This window comes from Streptomyces sp. Je 1-332 (assembly GCF_040730185.1).
In the GTDB taxonomy this organism is placed as follows: Bacteria; Actinomycetota; Actinomycetes; order Streptomycetales; family Streptomycetaceae; genus Streptomyces.
Map to the genome: position 1 here is coordinate 6,702,194 of NZ_CP160402.1, position 17,904 is coordinate 6,720,097.

General features: G+C 68.8%; 16 protein-coding genes and 2 pseudogenes. 12 read left to right on the forward strand and 6 right to left on the reverse strand.

All coding sequences use genetic code 11. The features are described from left to right. Positions 1 to 11 precede the first annotated feature (11 nt). Together ABXJ52_RS30235 and ABXJ52_RS30240 are read right to left on the reverse strand one after the other, a co-directional pair. A pseudogene (locus tag ABXJ52_RS30235) lies at positions 12 to 1,234 on the reverse strand (cytochrome P450). 315 nt (positions 1,235 to 1,549) lie between these two features. Further along, on the reverse strand, positions 1,550 to 1,876 hold the full coding sequence (locus ABXJ52_RS30240; RefSeq protein ID WP_367046236.1) for a plasmid stabilization protein: 327 nt from the start codon (positions 1,874 to 1,876) through the stop codon (positions 1,550 to 1,552). A 324-nt stretch (positions 1,877 to 2,200) separates the two neighbouring features. On the opposite strand from ABXJ52_RS30240, the gene ABXJ52_RS30245 reads away from it, so the two are divergent. Then, complete coding sequence (locus ABXJ52_RS30245; RefSeq protein WP_367046238.1) at positions 2,201 to 2,413, forward strand: hypothetical protein; 213 nt, start codon at positions 2,201 to 2,203, stop codon at positions 2,411 to 2,413. A gap of 43 nt (positions 2,414 to 2,456) precedes the next feature. Here ABXJ52_RS30245 and ABXJ52_RS30250 read toward each other — a convergent pair whose 3' ends face one another. From ABXJ52_RS30250 to ABXJ52_RS30260, 3 genes are read right to left on the reverse strand one after another with little or no spacing between them, the layout of a single operon-like run. Further along, positions 2,457 to 2,939, reverse strand: coding sequence for a hypothetical protein (locus ABXJ52_RS30250; protein WP_367046241.1), 483 nt, complete (start codon positions 2,937 to 2,939; stop codon positions 2,457 to 2,459). Further along, a complete protein-coding gene (locus ABXJ52_RS30255; RefSeq protein ID WP_367046242.1) occupies positions 2,936 to 5,395 on the reverse strand; it encodes a nitrate reductase in 2,460 nt (819 codons plus the stop codon). Before ABXJ52_RS30255 ends, ABXJ52_RS30250 begins: the two co-directional genes overlap by 4 nt. A 50-nt stretch (positions 5,396 to 5,445) precedes the next feature. Continuing rightward, positions 5,446 to 6,198 (reverse strand): DUF6766 family protein, encoded by a 753-nt coding sequence (locus tag ABXJ52_RS30260; protein ID WP_367046244.1) that lies wholly within the window; start codon positions 6,196 to 6,198, stop codon positions 5,446 to 5,448. A gap of 874 nt (positions 6,199 to 7,072) precedes the next feature. Here ABXJ52_RS30260 and ABXJ52_RS30265 point away from each other — a divergent pair. The 5 genes and pseudogenes from ABXJ52_RS30265 to ABXJ52_RS30285 form a co-directional block, all read left to right on the forward strand. Then, a pseudogene (locus ABXJ52_RS30265) lies at positions 7,073 to 7,662 on the forward strand (RHS repeat-associated core domain-containing protein); the annotation flags it as partial. A gap of 102 nt (positions 7,663 to 7,764) precedes the next feature. Then, a complete protein-coding gene (locus tag ABXJ52_RS30270; RefSeq protein ID WP_367049497.1) occupies positions 7,765 to 7,959 on the forward strand; it encodes a hypothetical protein in 195 nt (64 codons plus the stop codon). Positions 7,960 to 8,481: 522 nt separating this feature from the next. Continuing rightward, the gene (gene pcaC, locus ABXJ52_RS30275; RefSeq protein WP_367046246.1) at positions 8,482 to 9,780 is read left to right on the forward strand and encodes a 4-carboxymuconolactone decarboxylase; all 1,299 of its coding nucleotides are present in this window, start codon (positions 8,482 to 8,484) and stop codon (positions 9,778 to 9,780) included. Positions 9,781 to 9,813: 33 nt separating this feature from the next. Continuing rightward, positions 9,814 to 10,446: an MBL fold metallo-hydrolase gene (locus ABXJ52_RS30280; RefSeq protein WP_367049382.1), complete on the forward strand. Its 633-nt coding sequence runs from the start codon at positions 9,814 to 9,816 to the stop codon at positions 10,444 to 10,446. Between the two features lie 45 nt (positions 10,447 to 10,491). Continuing rightward, a complete protein-coding gene (locus tag ABXJ52_RS30285; RefSeq protein ID WP_367046248.1) occupies positions 10,492 to 11,271 on the forward strand; it encodes an exodeoxyribonuclease III in 780 nt (259 codons plus the stop codon). Between the two features lie 59 nt (positions 11,272 to 11,330). Here the strand turns inward: ABXJ52_RS30285 and ABXJ52_RS30290 are convergent, their stop codons facing one another. After that, positions 11,331 to 13,112 carry an SGNH/GDSL hydrolase family protein gene (locus ABXJ52_RS30290; RefSeq protein WP_367046250.1) on the reverse strand — a complete coding sequence of 594 codons (1,782 nt, stop codon included), beginning with the start codon at positions 13,110 to 13,112 and terminating at the stop codon, positions 11,331 to 11,333. Positions 13,113 to 13,365: 253 nt separating this feature from the next. On the opposite strand from ABXJ52_RS30290, the gene ABXJ52_RS30295 reads away from it, so the two are divergent. The 6 genes from ABXJ52_RS30295 (at position 13,366) to ABXJ52_RS30320 (ending at position 17,881) form a co-directional block, all read left to right on the forward strand. Continuing rightward, positions 13,366 to 13,869, forward strand: coding sequence for a tetratricopeptide repeat protein (locus ABXJ52_RS30295; protein WP_367046252.1), 504 nt, complete (start codon positions 13,366 to 13,368; stop codon positions 13,867 to 13,869). Between the two features lie 267 nt (positions 13,870 to 14,136). Further along, positions 14,137 to 14,574, forward strand: coding sequence for a DUF6278 family protein (locus ABXJ52_RS30300; protein WP_367046254.1), 438 nt, complete (start codon positions 14,137 to 14,139; stop codon positions 14,572 to 14,574). Positions 14,575 to 14,695: 121 nt separating this feature from the next. Next, complete coding sequence (locus tag ABXJ52_RS30305; protein WP_367046256.1) at positions 14,696 to 15,439, forward strand: amino acid ABC transporter ATP-binding protein; 744 nt, start codon at positions 14,696 to 14,698, stop codon at positions 15,437 to 15,439. A gap of 13 nt (positions 15,440 to 15,452) precedes the next feature. Then, entirely contained in the window at positions 15,453 to 16,361 is a 909-nt protein-coding gene (locus tag ABXJ52_RS30310; protein WP_367046258.1) for a glutamate ABC transporter substrate-binding protein, read from the forward strand. 9 nt (positions 16,362 to 16,370) lie between these two features. Next, positions 16,371 to 17,015, forward strand: coding sequence for an amino acid ABC transporter permease (locus tag ABXJ52_RS30315; RefSeq protein WP_367046260.1), 645 nt, complete (start codon positions 16,371 to 16,373; stop codon positions 17,013 to 17,015). Then, positions 17,012 to 17,881 (forward strand): amino acid ABC transporter permease, encoded by an 870-nt coding sequence (locus tag ABXJ52_RS30320; protein WP_367046262.1) that lies wholly within the window; start codon positions 17,012 to 17,014, stop codon positions 17,879 to 17,881. Before ABXJ52_RS30315 ends, ABXJ52_RS30320 begins: the two co-directional genes overlap by 4 nt. The last annotated feature ends 23 nt before the right edge of the window (positions 17,882 to 17,904 follow it).

The window sequence follows — 17,904 nt, forward strand, 5'->3', positions numbered from 1 at the left end:
CCTCCGGGAGGCTACGCCTGGGGCAGGGGCGTCATGACGAAGCCGCTTCGAGGTGCCGTAGGTATGCGCCGCAGCGGAATGCTGAGGTCCTGGGCGGGCACGTCGTAGCGCAGCGCGGCCAGCAGGGGACGAGGGTTTCGAGGACCGTCAGCGTGCCGTCCTCCCCAGGGCAGCGGTGGTTGGCGGCGGGGTCGCCTCCGCCCTGGGGCACCAGTTCGTCGCGGTCGGGCTCACGCCCCACGAAACGGCCGTGGTCGAAGTTGTACGGCTTCGGCCAGAGATCCGGGGCGTGGTTCTGCCGTACAGGTCGAGCAGGACCATGCTGCCGACAGGAATGTCCTGCCCGTCCCAGAGCAGGTCGGCTGCGGCAAGCCCGCCGACGAAGGGGGCGAAGGGGTAGAACCGCCGGACCTCGTGAGCGAAGGCACGCGCGTAGGCCGTGTCACCGCCGGCGAGGAGCTTGCGGTGTTCGGGCCTGCGGTGCAGAGCATGCCCGGCGAAGGTCAGGAACCCAGCTGACGGCGACCGTCGGGCGGAGCACGTTCAGGACCTCGACCGCCGCGGTATGCGCATCCAACGGTTGCCCCCTCGGCGCCACGGTGGGTGGCCACGGCCGCAAGGACCGAGTCCGCGGGAGCGGCTTCCGTCCCGTTGCGGACCGCCTCGACAAGCCGGGCGATCCGCTTCTCCTGACGGCTGCGGGCGCGGTGGGCACGTAGGTGGCGGGGCCCGGGGGAGGCGAAGCCGTCGATCATGGCCACCAGACCGCGGGCCATCTCCTCGGTGTCGACGTCGTCGAGGGGCACGCCGGACCAGGCGCACACCGCGCGGGTGAGCAGCAGGCTCGACTCGTCGAAGAGCACTACCTGGTCGCGGCCCGCCCACCGCTGGCGGGCAAGGTCCCACTCGGCCCTGAGGTGCTCCGCGAGGGGGTGGAGACCGCTGCGGTCTTTGAGCAGGGCCATGAACAGGGCCTTGCGTGCCCGATGTTGCCGGCCGTCGAGCGTGTGCACAGCCCCGCGTCCGAAGAGAGTGTCGAGAACGGGGCCCGTCAGCGCGCCGTGGCGCTCGATGTGGTTCTCGTCGTAGAAGAAGCGCACCGCTTCGGGGCTGTGGATGGCCACAGCGTTCTTGCCCATGAGCCGGGCCCGCGCCGGCTTGCCTTGGCGCGGCGATGACGGTCGGGCAACCACGCGTGTCCCTGGGCCGTCAATGCCAAGGTGCTGTCGAACACGCAGAGCCTCCGTCTGCTGTGAACTATGCCGTGAACCGGGTGTGGAGATGCACGTGGACGTAGGGGTACGGGCATGGGCTGCGAAGGGAGCTTGCGAGGGCAGCGGTCAGGCGTCGCGATGGTGGGCGTCTTCCTGCGCGTCCTCGTTCGGGGACAGCGCGTCCGCCGCCTCGCCGTCCTTGCCGCGCCGTTCCCCGTCGTCCACCACGCTCGTCTCGGCATCGTCCGCCTCGTGCAGAACCTCGTCGGCGGCCGTGGCCGGGTGCGCCTCGTCCTGTGCGGGCTGGTGCTTCCTACGGGTACTGCAGTTGTCGGTCAGCGGCCGAGGGCCTTGGCCAGTTGCTGTTTGTTCATGGATGAGCGGCCGTCGATGTTGCGCTTTTTGGCCTCCGCGTAGAGCTGGTCCTTCGTGGGGCCTTGGGAGCCGCTGTGGGAGCGTTCGCCGCCGCGCTGTGAGGCGGATTTCTTGTCCTGCGTGGAGGTATTGCTCGCGGTTTTCGATTCGCCGGAACGGGCTCGTTCCTTGTTCACGGTGCGTGCCGCGATCTCCTTCGCGCGGCCTTCGGAGGTGCCGCGTTTCTCCGCGCCTTCCTTGATGTGCTCGTACTGGCGCTCACGCTTCTTGCTGGATCCCTGCGGCATGACGTACTCCTTCCGGAGCGGATGTGGTCCACCGGCGGGCTGCCCGATGACCTTCCGCGTACCCTCCGGCGGGCCTCTCATCCAGGACGCGGACTGATCCCATCTGACGTGGAGCCCTGGGAGGCGTGCGAGCAGACCGCGACCGAACGGATGAGTACCGCAGGCCGGGTCTTGCCAGGGGGCGTCGGCAGCTGAGGCACACGGCCGCCTTGCGTCGCACCCCTGCTCGAAGGGACTGGAGCACGGTCACGTGGGAGCATGGAACGCAGGGCCGGGTCTGGTCCGCACCGGGCCGGGCGCCTGGTCGGTGAACCGGATCATGTGATGGGAGCGATCGCAATGTCGAACCCGCAGCAGCCCGAACAGCGGCGCAGCGACAAGGGCGGGGCCACCCCCCAGGACAGCGCCGAACTAAAGGCGCGACAGACCGGCAAGTCCCGCCGAGCGGGTGCTCACGACCACGGAACGGACAAGGGCAGCAAGGGCGGCGGCCCCGGCGGCGGGACCCCGCCCGAGGAACGCCCGGGCCATCCGTAGCCTCTGACCGAAGAGGCTTCGGGGTTGCTGTAGGGCCTGCGGATCAGCTGACGAGGATCTGGGTGGCGGACTCTTTGAGTTTCCCGTTCGCCCAATGCAGTTGCCGCTGCGTATCGGGGTGGCAGCGCTGTACGGCGTTCAGCAGTCCGGTGTCGCGCAGGCCCTGGGCAGCTTGGCCGAGGAGTTCCCAGTCGACCGAGACCCCCGATGCTTTGGTGTAGATCTCCCGGAGGTCGCGCAGCAGGGAGAGCGCGGCCTCGGGCCTTCGGCCTGTCAGTTCGGCGGCCTTGTCTCGCGCGCGGGCTGCCATCGTGAGGCTGCCCACCGGTTCGGGGTCGAGGTGGGCTCCGAAGCGCTCGCCGAGCGTGGCCAGGGTACGGACGTGGTCTTGAGACCAGCGGGCCATGTCCCGGCCGAGATGGTAGATCTCGTGATCGACCTTGTGACGTTCCGCGACGTGAAGCAGCGTATGGGCGAGGTCGTTCTCGTCGTGGTGCATGGCGTGCAGGAGCAGGTTGATTTTCACCGGGCGGCTCCCTCCGCTGAGGCGCTGAGGTTCTCGTGGGTCAGCGCTGTGGGTCCGCCGGCAGTTTTGGGCACGTCTGCGGAGACGGGCGCGGATGCGGCGGTCGTGGGAGCTGGCGCCGGTCCCGCGCGGTTTTCGATGCGACGAAGCGCGGCGGCTGCGGTCTTGAAGAGCGGTTGCTTGGAGGCGGGGTCCCAGTCGGTGAGGGTGAGTTCGTTCGCGGCACGCCCTGCATCCTGCGGGCTTTGTCCGGTGTCCCAGTTGCCGAAGTGGAAGGGCAGGAAGAGCACCCCGTCGCGGACGCCGCTGACCCGGAGCCTGGCGTGCACTTTCCCCCGAGGGGTGGTGATCTCCATCAGATCGCCCTCTCGGAAGCCCTGAGCCGTGGCGTCGCCGGAGGAGCATTCCACCCAGACCTCCGGTGCGGCGGCCTGGAGTTGGGGCGTGCGCGCGGTTTTGGTCCGGGTATGGAAGTGGTAGAGCGTGCGTCCGGTGATCAGTGCGTAGGGGAAGTCGGCGCTGGTCTGTTCGTGGGGTGGCTGGTACCCGGCAGCTTTGATGACTGCTTTGCCCGAGGGGTTCATCGCCTTGTACTCGGTAGGCTCCACGGGGGCTCCGGTGATGAGGTCGCGACCGTAGTTTTCGCAGCGCTGAGGGTCGCTCCAGAAGTCGGCTTCCGCGTACAGACGTTCGGTGCCTTCGGGGTTGGCCTCGTTGCACGGCCACTGGATCCCGCCGTGTTCGCGAAGCTTGGCGTAGGTCAGGCCCGTGTAGTCGCACAGACGGCCGCGGCTGCACTCCTTCCACGCTTCGAAGGCACTCTCCGCGTCGTGCCACTTCACCAGTGGGTCCCCGTCTTTGTCGCGCAGGTCGAGCCTGCGCGCGTAGTCGAGGAAGATGGCCAGGTCAGGGCGGGCCTGGCCGGGCGGTTCGACGGCCTTTTCCGACAGGTGGACGGTGCGGTCGGCATTGGTGAACGTTCCGGTCTTCTCCCCCCAGGCGGCGGCAGGCAGTACGACGTCCGCTAGTTGAGCGGTCTCGGTGAGGAAAATGTCCTGCACCACGAGGAAGAGCCGCTCTTGTGAGAGAACGGATCGGATGCGGCGCAGTTCGGGCAGGGAGATGGCCGGGTTGGTGCCGCTGACCCACAGCATGCGAAGGGATCCGTCCTCGACGTAACGGATCATCTGCATGGCGTGCGTGGGCGGGGCGAAGTGCGGGATCCGTGCCGGGTCGACGTTCCAGACTTGGGCGAGTTCTGCCACGTGGTCGTCGTTGGCCCAGTTGCGAAAGCCGGGCAGGTCGCCGTCGGCTCCGCATTCGCGGGTGTTCTGCGCCGTGGGCTGCCCGTTCATCTGCAGGATGCCGCAGCCGGGCCGGCCGAGCATGCCGCGCACCAAGTGCAGGTTGTTGACCTGCACGGCGGCGGCCGTGGCCTGGTGAGACTGGTAGAAGCCCTGCAGTACCGTGGACAGCAGACGCCGCGCGCCTCCCAGCACGCGCGCTGCCTCCCGGATCTTCTCTGCGGGCACGTCGCAGATGTCCGCCACCCGCTCGGGCGGATACCCCTCGACCCGCTCGCGCAATTCATCGAAGCCGACCACGTGGTCGTCGATGTAGCCCTGGTCGATCCAGCCGCCCGCGATGACCTCGTGCAGCAGTCCGTTCATGAGCGCCACGTTGGTGCCGGGGTTTGCCGCCAGGTGCACGGTGGCGGCCTTGGCGACCGGTGTCAGGCGGGGATCGACACAGATCAGCGCGGGCGGATTGGGGCCGGCGAGCCGGTCCAGGACGCGGCTCCACAGTACGTTCTGGGTCTCGGCCATGTTGTGCCCGAACAGGGCGATGACGTCAGCGTGATCGATGTCGGTGTACGAGCCGGGCTGGCCGTCGCAGCCGAACGACTCCTTCAGGGCCTCTGCCGCGGTGGCGGTGCACAGGCGGGTGTTGCCGTCGACATGATTGGTACCGATGCCGCCGTGCGCGATGACACTGAGGGTGTAGTACTCCTCGGCGAAGAGCTGACCGCTGGTGTAGAAGCCGATCGAGCTGGGCCCCTGCTCATCCAGCAACTGCCTTGAACGGGCGGCGATCCGATCCATGGCGGTGTCCCAGTCGCACGCCACCAGGCGCCCGTCTACGCGGATCAGGGGCTGGGTCAGCCGGTCGGGCGAGGAGTTGGCCTGCCACGCGAACAGGTCCGTCACGCCGAGCCTCCCGCGGTTGACCCGGTCCCCGGCCCTGCCGCGGACACCGACCATGCGGCCGTCCTTCACGGCGATGTCCATGGCGTCTCCGTTGGAGTGCAGGATCGACGCCGTCGACACCCACCGCTCGACGTCTTGGGCTCGCACGCCTTCGGCGAGGTGGGTGTCCACCCGCACCGGCCACTCCTGGCCGCAGCCGTAGGGAGTCCGGCTTCCCCAAGGCTCAGCGATCCGGTCCACTTGCCCCACACCGATCACACCCTTCCACCGTCACAGCCGTCGGACCTGGTTGGCTCTGCTCATCCCTCGGTACCCGTGGAGGCGTGCGGGGTTCCGACGGGCTTGGACTCGGGAGAACCGCGCTGGCGCAGGTAGACGGAGAGGATGGCCATGGAGGCCACGGCCAAGAGCTCGGACTGCCAGTTCTGCAGGCTGCGGCTCCAAAAGTCCGCAGACGCGATGTACTGCGTCCAGCTGATCGGAGCCTGGAGCTGCCTCAACTGCTGTTCGTTGTACGCGGCGGCCCCCGCGATGGACTGCGCCAGCCACGACAGAAGGAACAGCGCGGCCATCACCAGACCGAGCGACCGCGAGAAGATCGCCTGGCGCATCCCTCCCACGCCTGCCCAGCGTGGTGAGTCAGGGCCCGCATGCGCGCCCATCCGCTGGTCCTGATCAGATTCGGTGCCGGCTTTGTGCATCTCCTTGGATTCCGGTGAACCGCGTTGCAGCAGCCAGACGGTGGCGAAGATGTACAGGAAAAACTGCAGGTACTCCGACTGCCAGTTCTCCGTTACGTCCACGGCGAAGTCGGAGGAAGCCAGGTAGCTGAGGAAGCCGATCTGCGCGAGCCCGTCGGTGGTGAGCTGGTTGTTGAACTCCGCCCAGCCTGCGATGGCTTGACCTGCGAGGGCCAGCAGAAAGGCGATACCGAAGCCGAGGCTTATGCCGTTCTCGCGCACGAAGCGGCGCACGCGGGGCTTCCCTGAGCTGGTGGCGCCCTCTTCCTGGCCCGGTGCGCCGCGCTCAGGCGTTGGTGCGGAGGCGGTCATCGGTGCATCAGCCCCACCACGATGAAGTAGGCCAAGCCGCCCAGGACGACGGTCAGGCAGAGCGTGAACATGGTGCGCACCCGTCAGCCTCCCTTCACCGTGCACTGGTACGGCTGGGCGGGGCGGGGCTGGCACCCCGCGGCCACGACTTTCCACCCGTCCGGGAACTGGGACAGAAACAACGTGTCCGAGGCCAGCACTGCGCGTGCCTGACGTCCGTAGACATCCACGGAGCGGACGGAGCCCCCAGCCGGGATGCCCTGCGCTCCGATAGCTTCGACACACGGCTTCTTCTCGGAATCCTCCACCTCACCACGCGTCTCCGGAGCCAAGGCCGCACACAGTGCCGTTCTGTCCCGGCCGGCCAGGACGTGCTCGAAGGCAGTGGCTGCGGCTGACGCGTCCGCACTCCGCTCACCGGCACCGCCACAGCCGGTGAGGGCAAGCACCAGCGGACCCAAGGTGAGGAGTAACCGTGTGCTGTGCCGAGGTCGTTCGCTCACCCGGGAGCCCTTTCCGGCAGGTACAGATTCGGTCCCATCGTGGACCCGCACTTACCCGAAATGCTGTCAGACACGCGTGGTGGGCCTGGGCGGCGCCGTTCCGGAACCAGGGTTCAGCGCAGCACACCCCCGTCCTTCCTAAGATTGCGTTGTGATCGGGCCTGTTGCGTAGGAGAGCGGCTGGTCGCCCGCGCTGCGCCGGGCCTGCAGTTCTCCGCGGCCACGCTGCTGCTCGCGCCTTCCTTCGGCGCGCAGGGTTTCGTTGCGCAGCACGATGCCGTCCGCCTCCTTCTTGCGCTCACTCGGGACGTTGGTCCCGGCGCCCGAGGAACAAGAGCCGGTAGGGCCCAGGTCCAATGCAGGTGGCCGGGTCCTACGACAAGGAGGGCCACGAGACGGCCGCGGCTTCGACACCGGAGGGGACCCGGACGGGCGAGAAGTGGTCGGATCACAGCCAGCTCACCTCGCTGACGGTCGGCGGCAAGACCTACGCCGGGCAGTATGGCTCGACCGACCAGAGCGAGCGCGTCAAGCTGGGCGACACCTACTTCCACAACGGCCCGATCGGCCTGTCGGCAACGTCAACTGCGGGTGTGGACACGGGCTTTAACCGGGAACCGGAGGGCACACTCAACTCCATGACCCGGGACGGAAAGGCGGACTACTACCTCACCGACGCCCTCGGCTCCGTTGTCGACACCGCCGACGAATCCGGCACGAAGGTGAACTCCTATTCCTACAGCCCTCGTGGCGTCACTCGCACTGCGAGCAGCGAAAGGTCGCCCAGCCCTACCGGTTCGCCGGCGGTTACCAGGACGTCACTGGCCTCTACCATTTCGCGGCCCGCTACTACGACCCCAGCATCGGCCGCTTCACTCAGCCCGACCCCTCCGGCTAGGGGAAGAATCCATACCTGTACGCCGAAGGTGACCCCGTCAACCGAATCGATCCCGGCGGATTGTGGTCGATCAACGACACCATCAACACGACCATTGCAGTTATAGGTCTGGCCGCAGCAATCCCCACGGGCGGAGCTTCGCTCACTGTTTTGGGAGGGATCGGCTTGGCGACAGCCCAAGCTGACACGGTGTGGGCCGTGGGCTGCGGGTTCTCAAAACTCACGAGCCCGCTCGACCTGGACGCCAATGAGCGCGAGGCTCTGCTTCAGGGCGCGCTTGACGTGGTGCGTGCCGAGCTCCCGGAAGGCATGGACGCCAACGCTCACATGCCCCTCTCCGAGGTCGTACCGCTGGCCTGACATCAGCAGGTTCGGCGAATGCCCGGCGAGATTCCGGCGTGGTTCGCCGATCACTGAACGAAGAGTTCGATGCCACGACAGTCGGGAGGATAGGTGGGTGCTGACCCGGGCCCGCGGTCTGATTCATGACATGCCTGACCAGAGTGTCTAAGCCTCACAGTGTCGGTCGTTGGTCAGGGACGGCGCGTTGTCGGTGCCGGGCTGGCGGGGCGTGTCCCGACAGGGGGCTGCCGCTCGTTTGGCGTCCTCACGTTTCTGACCGCCCACGCGGCCCGGTGCTGGCAACGCGATGCGCCGTCGGACCGGGAGGGGGCGTGTCCAGTTCGGCCTGTCCAGCACGCCGCCTGCTGCGCAGGCCCGTCGTCGTCTCCTTGCAGGGGCGGTTTTGCTGGGAGTGGATATGCCATCGGGCCAGGAAGTGGCAAGCCGTGAGGCGGCCGGAGGGTTCTTCCACCTGGTCAAACAGCTACAGTCAGGACCCCGCTCACAGGGGCTGTCGTGACAGATGAGAGGGTCGGGCGAGTGAGCGAGACACCGACGAACACCCTGCAATACCGCTTTGACGGGCCGGAGGACGCCCCGGTCCTGATCCTGGGCCCTTCCCTCGGGACCACCTGGCATATGTGGGACCGGCAGGTGCCCGAGCTGGTCAAGCAGTGGCGCGTGTTCCGCTTCGACATGCCCGGGCACGGGGGCGCGCCCGCGCACCCCTGTGGCTCCGTCGGCGAGCTCGCTCAGCGGCTTCTCGCCACGCTCGACGAGGTCGGCGTGCAGCGCTTCGGTTACGCGGGCTGCGCGTTCGGCGGTGCCATCGGCGCCGAGCTCGCCCTGCGGCACCCGCAGCGGGTCGCGTCCCTGGCGCTGATATCCGCCTCGCCACGCTTCGGCAGCGCCGACGAGTTCCGCCAGCGCGGGGTGATCGTGCGCAGCAACGGCCTCGACCCCATCGCGCGCACCTCCCCGGAGCGCTGGTTCACGCCCGGCTTCGCCGCCGCGCAGCCCGCCATCACCGACTGGGCCGTACAGATGGTGCGGACGACCGACCCGGGCTGCTACATCGCCGCCTGCGAAGCTCTCGCCGCCTTCGACGTGCGTGCCGAGCTGGGGCGGATCGGGGTGCCCACGCTCGTCCTGGTCGGCTCGGAGGACCAGGTCACCGGGCAGGGCGAGGCCCGCACCCTGGTCGCGGGCATCCCGGACGCCCGCCTCGCCGTGGTGCCGGGAGCGTCCCACCTGGCCCCGGTCGAGCAGCCCGCGGCCGTCACCGACCTTCTCGTACGCCACTTCTCCACCGCCTGGCAGCTCGCGCCCGACGCCACAGGGACGCACGCGGCGATCAGCGCACCGCCGGTCAAGCCGGTGCTCGCGCCGCCGATCCCCGTCTTCCCCGTCGCCGAGATCGGCCCCACGGAGCAGCCCGAGGCCGTGGGCGGCGGACGCCCCGACCCGTACGAGGCGGGGATCAAGGTCCGCCGCGAGGTGCTCGGAGACGCGCACGTGGACCGCGCGCTCGCCGCGGCCGACGACTTCTCCACTGATTTCCAGGAGCTCATCACGCGCTACGCGTGGGGCGAGGTCTGGAACAGGCCCGGCCTCGACCGGCGCTCCCGCAGCTGCGTCACGCTCACCGCGCTCGTCGCGGGCGGCCACCTCGACGAGCTGGCCTTCCACACCCGCGCGGCCCTGCGCAACGGCCTCACCCCGCAGGAGATCAAGGAAGTCCTGCTCCAGGCGGCCGTCTACTGCGGCGTACCCGCGGCCAACTCCGCCTTCAAGGTCGCCCAGGCCGTGATCCGTGAGGAAACCACGCCCCAGGAGTAGCAGGATGGGGGCATGACGACTGCCGCGAAGCGCATCAAGCTCACGAAGAAGACACACGCCTGCGTCCGCCTGGAGCGGGACGGACGAAGCCTCGTCATCGACCCGGGCGGCTTCAGCGAACAGGACGCGGCGCTCGGCGCCGACGCGATCCTCGTCACGCACGAGCACCCCGACCACTTCGACGAGGACCGGCTGCGCGCGGGCCTCGAAGCCAACCCCGCCGCCGAGATCTGGACCCTGCGCTCCGTCGCGGAGAAGATCTCGGCGGCCTTCCCGGGGCGGGTGCACACCGTCGGGCACGGCGACACCTTCGAGGCCGCCGGGTTCGACGTGCAGGTGCACGGCGAGCTGCACGCCGTGATCCACCCGGACATCCCGCGGATCACGAACGTCGGTTACCTGGTGGACGGTTCGGTCTTCCACCCGGGCGACGCGCTGACCGTCCCGGAGCAGCCGGTGGACACCCTGATGCTGCCGGTGATGGCCCCCTGGAGCAAGATCTCCGAGGTCATCGACTACGTGCGCGAGATCAAGCCCCAGCGTGCCTACGACGTCCACGACGCGCTGCTCACGGACCTGGCCCGGCCGATCTACGACTCGCAGATCGGGTCGCTGGGCGGGGCCGAGCACCTGCGGCTCACGCCGGGGGAGTCCGCCGAGCTGTGACCGGCGGCCCCGGGGCTGTCAGTGGCGCCCGGTAGGTTGGGAAGCATGCGCATTGCCACCTGGAACGTGAACTCGATCACCGCTCGGCTGCCCAGGCTCCTCGCCTGGCTGGAGAGCAGCGGTACGGATGTGCTGTGCATCCAGGAGACCAAGACCACCGCGGAGCAGTTCCCCGCCGCCGAGCTGCGCGAGCTCGGCTACGAGTCGGTGGTGAACGCGACGGGCCGGTGGAACGGCGTCGCGCTGGTCTCCCGCGTGGGCCTCGACGACGTGACGACCGGACTGCCCGGCGGCCCCGACTACGACGGGATCCAGGAGCCGCGCGCGATCTCCGCCACCTGCGGCCCGGCCCGCGTCTGGTCGGTCTATGTGCCGAACGGCCGCGAGGTGGACCACGCGCACTTCGCGTACAAGCTCCAGTGGTTCGAGGCCCTGAAGGCCGCGGTCGCCGCCGACTCGGCGGGCGACCGCCCGTTCGCGGTCCTCGGTGACTTCAATGTGGCGCCGACCGACGCGGACGTGTGGGACCCGACCCTCTTCGAGGGCGCCACGCACGTGACGCCCGCCGAGCGCACGGCGCTCGCGGCGCTGCGCGAGGCGGGCCTCTCGGACGTCGTGCCGCGCCCCCTGAAGTACGACCACCCGTTCACGTACTGGGACTACCGCCAGCTCGGCTTCCCCAAGAACAGGGGAATGCGCATCGATCTGGTGTACGGGAACGAGGCCTTCACCAAGGCCGTGACGGACTCGTACGTGGACCGTGAGGAGCGCAAGGGCAAGGGCGCCTCCGACCACGCGCCGGTCGTAGTCGACCTCGACGTGTGACACAGCGGTGAGCGGGTGCGGTGACGGCCGGAAGAGCACCTCCGGCCGCCGCCCGTCCCTTACGGCTCCAGCAACCGCAGATCCACCGACTCCGCGATCGCGGCGAGCCCCGCGTCGCCGGGATGCAGATGGTCCCCGCTGTCGTACTCCGCCCGCATCCGCGCCTGATTCGCCGGGTCGCGCAGCACCGCGTCGAAGTCCAGGACGGCGTCGAAGTCGTCGCCGCCCCGCAGATAGGCGTTGACCTTCATCCGCTCGGCATCCGCCGCCGCCGTGCACAGTGACTCGCCCTGGCAGGGCGCGATCGTCGCGGCCACCACACGCAGGCCGCGCGCGTGCGCCCGCCCGGCGATCTCCCGCATCCCGGCGACGACCTGATCCGCCGACGCGCCCCACCGCACGTCGTTGACCCCCTCGAAGAGGACGACCGTACGGGCCGACGTCTGGGCGAACACATCCCGGTCCAGGCGGTGCAACGCGCTCACGCCGCCCGTGTCCGTGGAGACACCGTCGCCGGGGTAGCGGTCCGCGACCACGCGATTCGCCGAGATCCCCTGGTTCAGCACGCCGAAGCGCGGCACCTCGTCCTGCTGGAGCAGCCGCGTCGCGAGGACGTCGGGCCAGCGGTGGTTCGCGTCCTGCGTCGACTTCACGCCGTCCGTGATGGAGTCGCCGAGCAGCACGACCGATCCGGGTCCGCCCGACACGTCGACGCCCGTGAGCAGCGGCCAGGTCGTGATCGTCGAGGTGTACGCCGCCGGGGAGCCGTCCGCCGCGTGGTCGCCGGGACCGCTCACGTACGAGCGCTGAATGGCCTGGCTGTGGACGGGCGCTGTCGTCACCGTCTCCGGGAGGTGGAAGCTCACCAGGAGGTTGGTGTCTTCGGGTACGTCGAAGTCGAGCGGGTCGCTGAACACCTGTGCTCCCGCCGGGAGTTCAGCACCCCTCTTGCCCCGGAAGGACAGCGGCACGGGCTCGCCGCGCGCCCCCGCCCCGGACTCCTGCACCGCCACCGTCGCGCTCCCGATCCGTACCGGAGCCGAGGCGAAGGTGTTGTCGAGCCGGATCCGCACCCGGGGACCGCCCGTACTGGTGTGGACGACGAGCCGCACGGTCCGGTCGGCCCACGGGCCCACCGCGGTGTACCCGGCCGTCGACGTCGACCAGCTCCCGGTCCACCCCTTCGCCGGCTGCCGCACGGAGAGCGCGAAGACGTGCAGATCCGGGGCGCCCGGGTCCTTGGGCAGGGTCACCGACGTGACATCGCGCCCACGCGCCACCGGCACGGTCACGACGTACAGCTTTGCCTTCTCGGCGAGTTGGCCGCCCGGAGTGTTCACATGCGGCAGCGCGACCGCCTTCGTGGCGAGCGGGCCCGCGCGCCAGTCCGGCGCCGTCAGACGGTACGTCCCCTTCGAACCGTCCCCGTAGCGCACCGTCCCCGTGCCGCTCGCCTCGCCGCCCGTGCCCGCGACCAGGAAGGCCAGGGCGTCCCCGCGCCCGCGCACCCGCACGGCCTGCCCGTCGGCGCGGACGTTGTCCGCCTCGCCCGGCTCCGTGCGCGGCAGGGTGAGCCGCGCCCCGTCCACGGCGAGCGAGCGTCCCGGGGTCCAGCCCGCCGCGTCGAGATCCCGCGCCGAGAGCGAACCGCCCGAGCCGTCGAAGTCCGCGTCCGCGGGTCGCGCGTCGTCACTGACCGCCCTGTTGTCGAAGAGCCGCTCCAGAGGGAGCGGCCCGGGTCTGTGCGGGGCGGCTTGCGCCGTTGCCACGGGGACGGCACCGGCGAGTACCGCCAGTACGGCTGCCGCTCCCCATGAACGTCGGCCTGGACGTTGGAGCATGTGGACCCCCCAGGGCTGTAGCTGACGTGACGACAGGTGCGCCATGAAGCTAAGGAGGTGAGGGATAAGCGTCAATGAGGTGCGCGTGAACATGACCCGAACTCACCGCGATGCCGCACTCGCGGGGTGGCATCGCTCCTGACCCCGGCTCGGGGTCTTCGGCTTGCGGCGCGGACAGGCACACCCGAACGGCGCGGACAGGCGCACCTGAACAGCCATGGTGGGAGGCGGACTTGTCTGTGAAGCTGTCCCGATGACCACCACACCAGAATGGGAGCAGCGCTCCACCGACCTGTGGGCCGCCATCGACGAGTTCGACGCCGCGGACTTCCGCGCGAAGATCGGGGCGCTGGCCGATGAGCTCCCCGAGGGGCACCCCGTCGGATACTTCGAGCGTGCGTCGGCGAACGACTCGACCGGCGAGGGCCGGGCGGCCGTACCGCTCTACCGGCAGGCGCTCGAGGCCGGGCTGACCGGCGAGCGCAGGCGACGGGCCGTGATCCAGATGTCGAGCACGATGCGCGCGCTCGGGGACGCCGAGAGGAGCGTCGAGCTGCTCACCGCGGAGCGGGACCACGGTTCCGACCAGCTCGACGACGCGGTCACGGCTTTCCTGGCGCTCGCGCTGATCGACGTCGGCCGTGAACGGGAAGCGGCGGCGCTGGCCCTGGGCGCGCTCTCCAAGCACCTGCCGCGCTACAACCGCTCTCTGGCGAACTACGCGAAGATCGCCGTCGGTGAGGAGCCGACGGCGTAACCGCCCGGAGCTTGGCCCCGTGGTGATCGCCGCGGGGCCGCGGGCGCGCGCGGCGTGATTCGCCTGATTCCGTGATCAACTGATGCAAGATACATTCTTGGAGATACGGACATCCGCGCCCTGGGAACAGGGAGACGGGTGGGAGATGAGCTCGTGCGACCACGCGTCAACGAGGGTCCGGCAGGGCGAGCCCGGCCGGTCCGTCGCAGGCCGGATCCGTCCCACCAGTCGCGCATCCGGCGTTGACGTCCAACGGAGAGGCCGATCATGAACATCTCCTTCTTCGACAGGTGGCGCAGGCAGTCCGCCGACCGGAGCCCAGGACTCGCCTCGGTGTTCGACGAGGATCCGGCCGGCGTGGCCGAACTCCTCTCCGAATGCGAGCTGCTGCGTTCCCAGGCGGCCACCGCCGGGCTCGAACTCGACGACTCCCCGGGTTCGTTGACCGCGCTCGACCAGCTCCTGCCACGCTGGCGCGACGACCCCGAACTGCTGCCGTGGCTCGGCAACGACGCGGGTCTCTACCTCGGGTCGGTCATCGTCCGCCGGGTGCCCGGCGCCACCTGGCACGTCTGGCCCGGCGGCAGCCCCGTCGTGTGGCTCCCCTCGGGGCGGGAGATCCAGGTGGTCGAGGCGGGGCTCGACTGGGCGGTGCAGGGCGCTCCGGAGCTGTCCCAGGTCTACGCGGAGGCGTCGGAGTCGTAGTCGCGGGATGACGTAAGTGCAAATACGGTTAATGCCCATAAGTGCGTGTCGTCCAGTAAGTGCCGTTTTCACGTGGATAGTTTGCGCGGACCGACACCGCTGAGAGTGGGCAGGGCAGGGCATGGCCGTCGATCCGCTGATCGAGCTGCGTGAAGTGAACAAGTACTACGGGGAGCTGCATGTCCTCCAGGACATCAACCTCACCGTCGGCAAGGGGGAGGTGGTCGTGGTCATCGGCCCGTCAGGGTCGGGGAAATCCACGCTCTGCAGGACGATCAACCGGCTCGAGACGATCCAGTCGGGAGCCATCGCACTGGACGGGCAGCCGCTTCCCGAAGAGGGCAAGGCCCTGGCTTCGCTCCGTGCCGACGTAGGCATGGTGTTCCAGTCCTTCAACCTCTTCGCACACAAGACAGTGCTGCAGAACGTCTCCCTCGCGCCGGTCAAGGTGCGGGGCAAGAAGAAGGACGACGCCACGCGGCGCTCCCGCGAGCTCCTGGACCGGGTGGGCCTGGCGACACAGGCCGACAAGTACCCGGCGCAGCTCTCGGGCGGCCAGCAGCAGCGCGTGGCCATCGCACGCGCGCTCGCCATGGAGCCCAAGGTGATGCTCTTCGACGAGCCGACATCGGCCCTCGACCCCGAGATGATCAATGAGGTGCTCGAGGTCATGCAGGGACTCGCCCGCGAGGGCATGACCATGGTCGTCGTCACCCACGAGATGGGCTTCGCCCGTTCGGCCGCCAACCGCGTCGTCTTCATGGACGCGGGCCGCATCGTCGAGGACCGGGCCCCCGAGGACTTCTTCAGCAACCCGGAGAGCGACCGAGCCAAGGACTTCCTCTCCAAGATCCTCAAGCACTGACGGGGGGACAGGCATGATGCGTACGACACGTCTGCTCGCGGCGCTCGTCCTCGCCGCCTGCGCCGTGACCGCCTGCGGCAAGGAGGGCAGCCCCCCGGTGAAGGGGCCGCAGCCCGACGAACTGCCCAAGTACCAGGTCGCGACGGGCTTCACACTGCCGCAGTCCAGTACCTGGAAGAAGGCCAAGAGGCGCGGTCACCTCGTCGTCGGAGCCAAGGAGGACCAGCCGTTCCTCGGCGAGAAGAACCCCGCCACGGGGCAGTACACCGGCTTCGACATCGAGATCGCCAAGATGATCTCGGCCTCGCTCGGCTTCGACCCGAACTCGATCCGGTTCCGCACGATCGCCTCGGCGAACCGCGAGACCGCCCTGCAGAACGGGCAGATCGACTACTACGTCGGCACCTACACGATCAACGACCTCCGCAAGAAGCTCGTCGGCTTCGCCGGCCCGTACTACATGGCGGGCCAGGGCCTGCTCGTGCGCACCGACGAGGACGACATCAACGGGCCGCAGGACCTGAACGGCAAGCGGGTCTGCTCGGCGGCAGGATCGACCCCCTACCAGCGCATCCAGAAGGAATACCCGAAGGCGATCCTCGTCGCCTACGACACCTACTCGGTCTGCGTCGACAACCTGCTGACCTACCAGGTGGACGCCGTCACCACCGACGACGCCATCCTGATCGGCTATGCGGCCAAGGTGCCAGACGAGCTCAAGGTGGTCGGCAAGCCGTTCTCGAAGGAGCCCTACGGCATCGGCGTCCCCAGAAGCGACAACGCCCTGCGGTTCGCCGTCGACGACGCCCTCGCCGCCCGGGAGAAGGACGGCGACTGGAAGAAGGCCTACGACGCCACCCTCGGCCTCTCCGGGGTCCCGGCGCCCAAGCCGCCCGCCATCGACCGCTACCCGGCGAGCTGAGGAGGCGTCGTGGACGTACTGACAGACAACTTCTCCACCTTCGGTGAGGGGTTCCTCGGCACCGTCGAACTCACCGTGTACGCCTCCATCCTGGCCCTCGTGCTCGGCTTCGTCATGGCGTCGTTCCGGGTGGCGCCGGTCGGCTCCTTCCGGGTGTTCGGCACCGCCTGGGTGACGGTTCTGCGCAACACCCCGCTCACACTGCTCTTCTTCGCGGTGCTGCTCGGGCTCCCGCGCTTCGGACTCGTCCTGCCCTTCAAGGTGTTCGCCGTACTCGCACTCGGCTGCTACACCTCCGCCTTCATCTGTGAGGCACTGCGTTCGGGCATCAACACCGTCCCCAAAGGCCAGGGCGAGGCGGCCCGCAGCCTGGGGATGACCTTCGGACAGACGCTGTCCATGGTCGTGCTCCCGCAGGCCTTCCGGTCCGTCATCTCACCGGTCGGCTCCAACCTCATCGCACTGGCGAAGAACTCGGCGATCGCGGGCGCGTTCAGCGTCACCGAGCTGCTCGGCACGTACAAGACGCTCAGTGAGCTCGGCTACAACATCATCTGGACGTTCGTCTGGATCGCCGTCGGCTACCTGATCATCACCCTCGCCATCAGCGCCATCTTCAATGTCCTCGAAAAGCGCTGGGGAGTCGCCCGATGAAAGCCCTCTCCCACGATTCCACCGCCCTCTACGACGTACCAGGCCCGAAGACCGAGCGCAGACACAAGCTCTACGGACTGCTCTCCACCGTGGTGCTGCTGGCCCTGTTCGGCTGGATCCTCTACCTGCTCTTCGACACCGACCAGTTCACCGAGACGAAGTGGATGCCCTTCGAGTACAAGGGCATCCAGGAACTCCTCCTGAGGGGCCTCGGCAACACCCTCAAGGCCTTCGCCATCTCCGCGGTGCTCGCGCTCGCGCTCGGCGGGCTGCTCGCCATGGGGCGGCTGTCCGAGCACCGGCCCGTGCGCTGGCTGGCCACGCTCCTCGTGGAGTTCTTCCGCGCGATGCCGGTCCTGGTGATGATCTTCTTCGTCTTCGTGGCGCTGAAGGTCCAGGCGCTGCCCGCCCTGGTCACCGGGCTCACGCTCTACAACGGCTCGGTGCTCGCCGAGGTCTTCCGTTCGGGCGTCAACTCCGTGGACCGCGGGCAGCGGGAGTCGGCGTACGCGCTCGGCATGCGCAAGACGCAGGTCATGAGTTACGTCCTGGTGCCGCAGGCCCTGCGCGCCATGCTGCCCGCCATCATCAGCCAGTTGGTGGTGGCCCTGAAGGACACCTCGCTCGGCTTCTTGATCACCTATGAGGAGTTCCTCCACGCCGGGAAGCTGATCGCGTCGAACCTCGACTACGATCTACCTTTCATCCCCGTGGTTCTGGTGATCTCGCCGATCTACATCGGGATGTGCATGCTGCTCTCGTGGTTCGCCCAGTGGGTGTCCAAGCGACAGCGGCGCAATCCCAAGACCGAGGCCGCGGAAGTGGCGCCGGCCGAACCAGGGACGCTGCTGCCGGGTCCGCAGTAGCTAAAGGGGCCAGAGCCCGACCC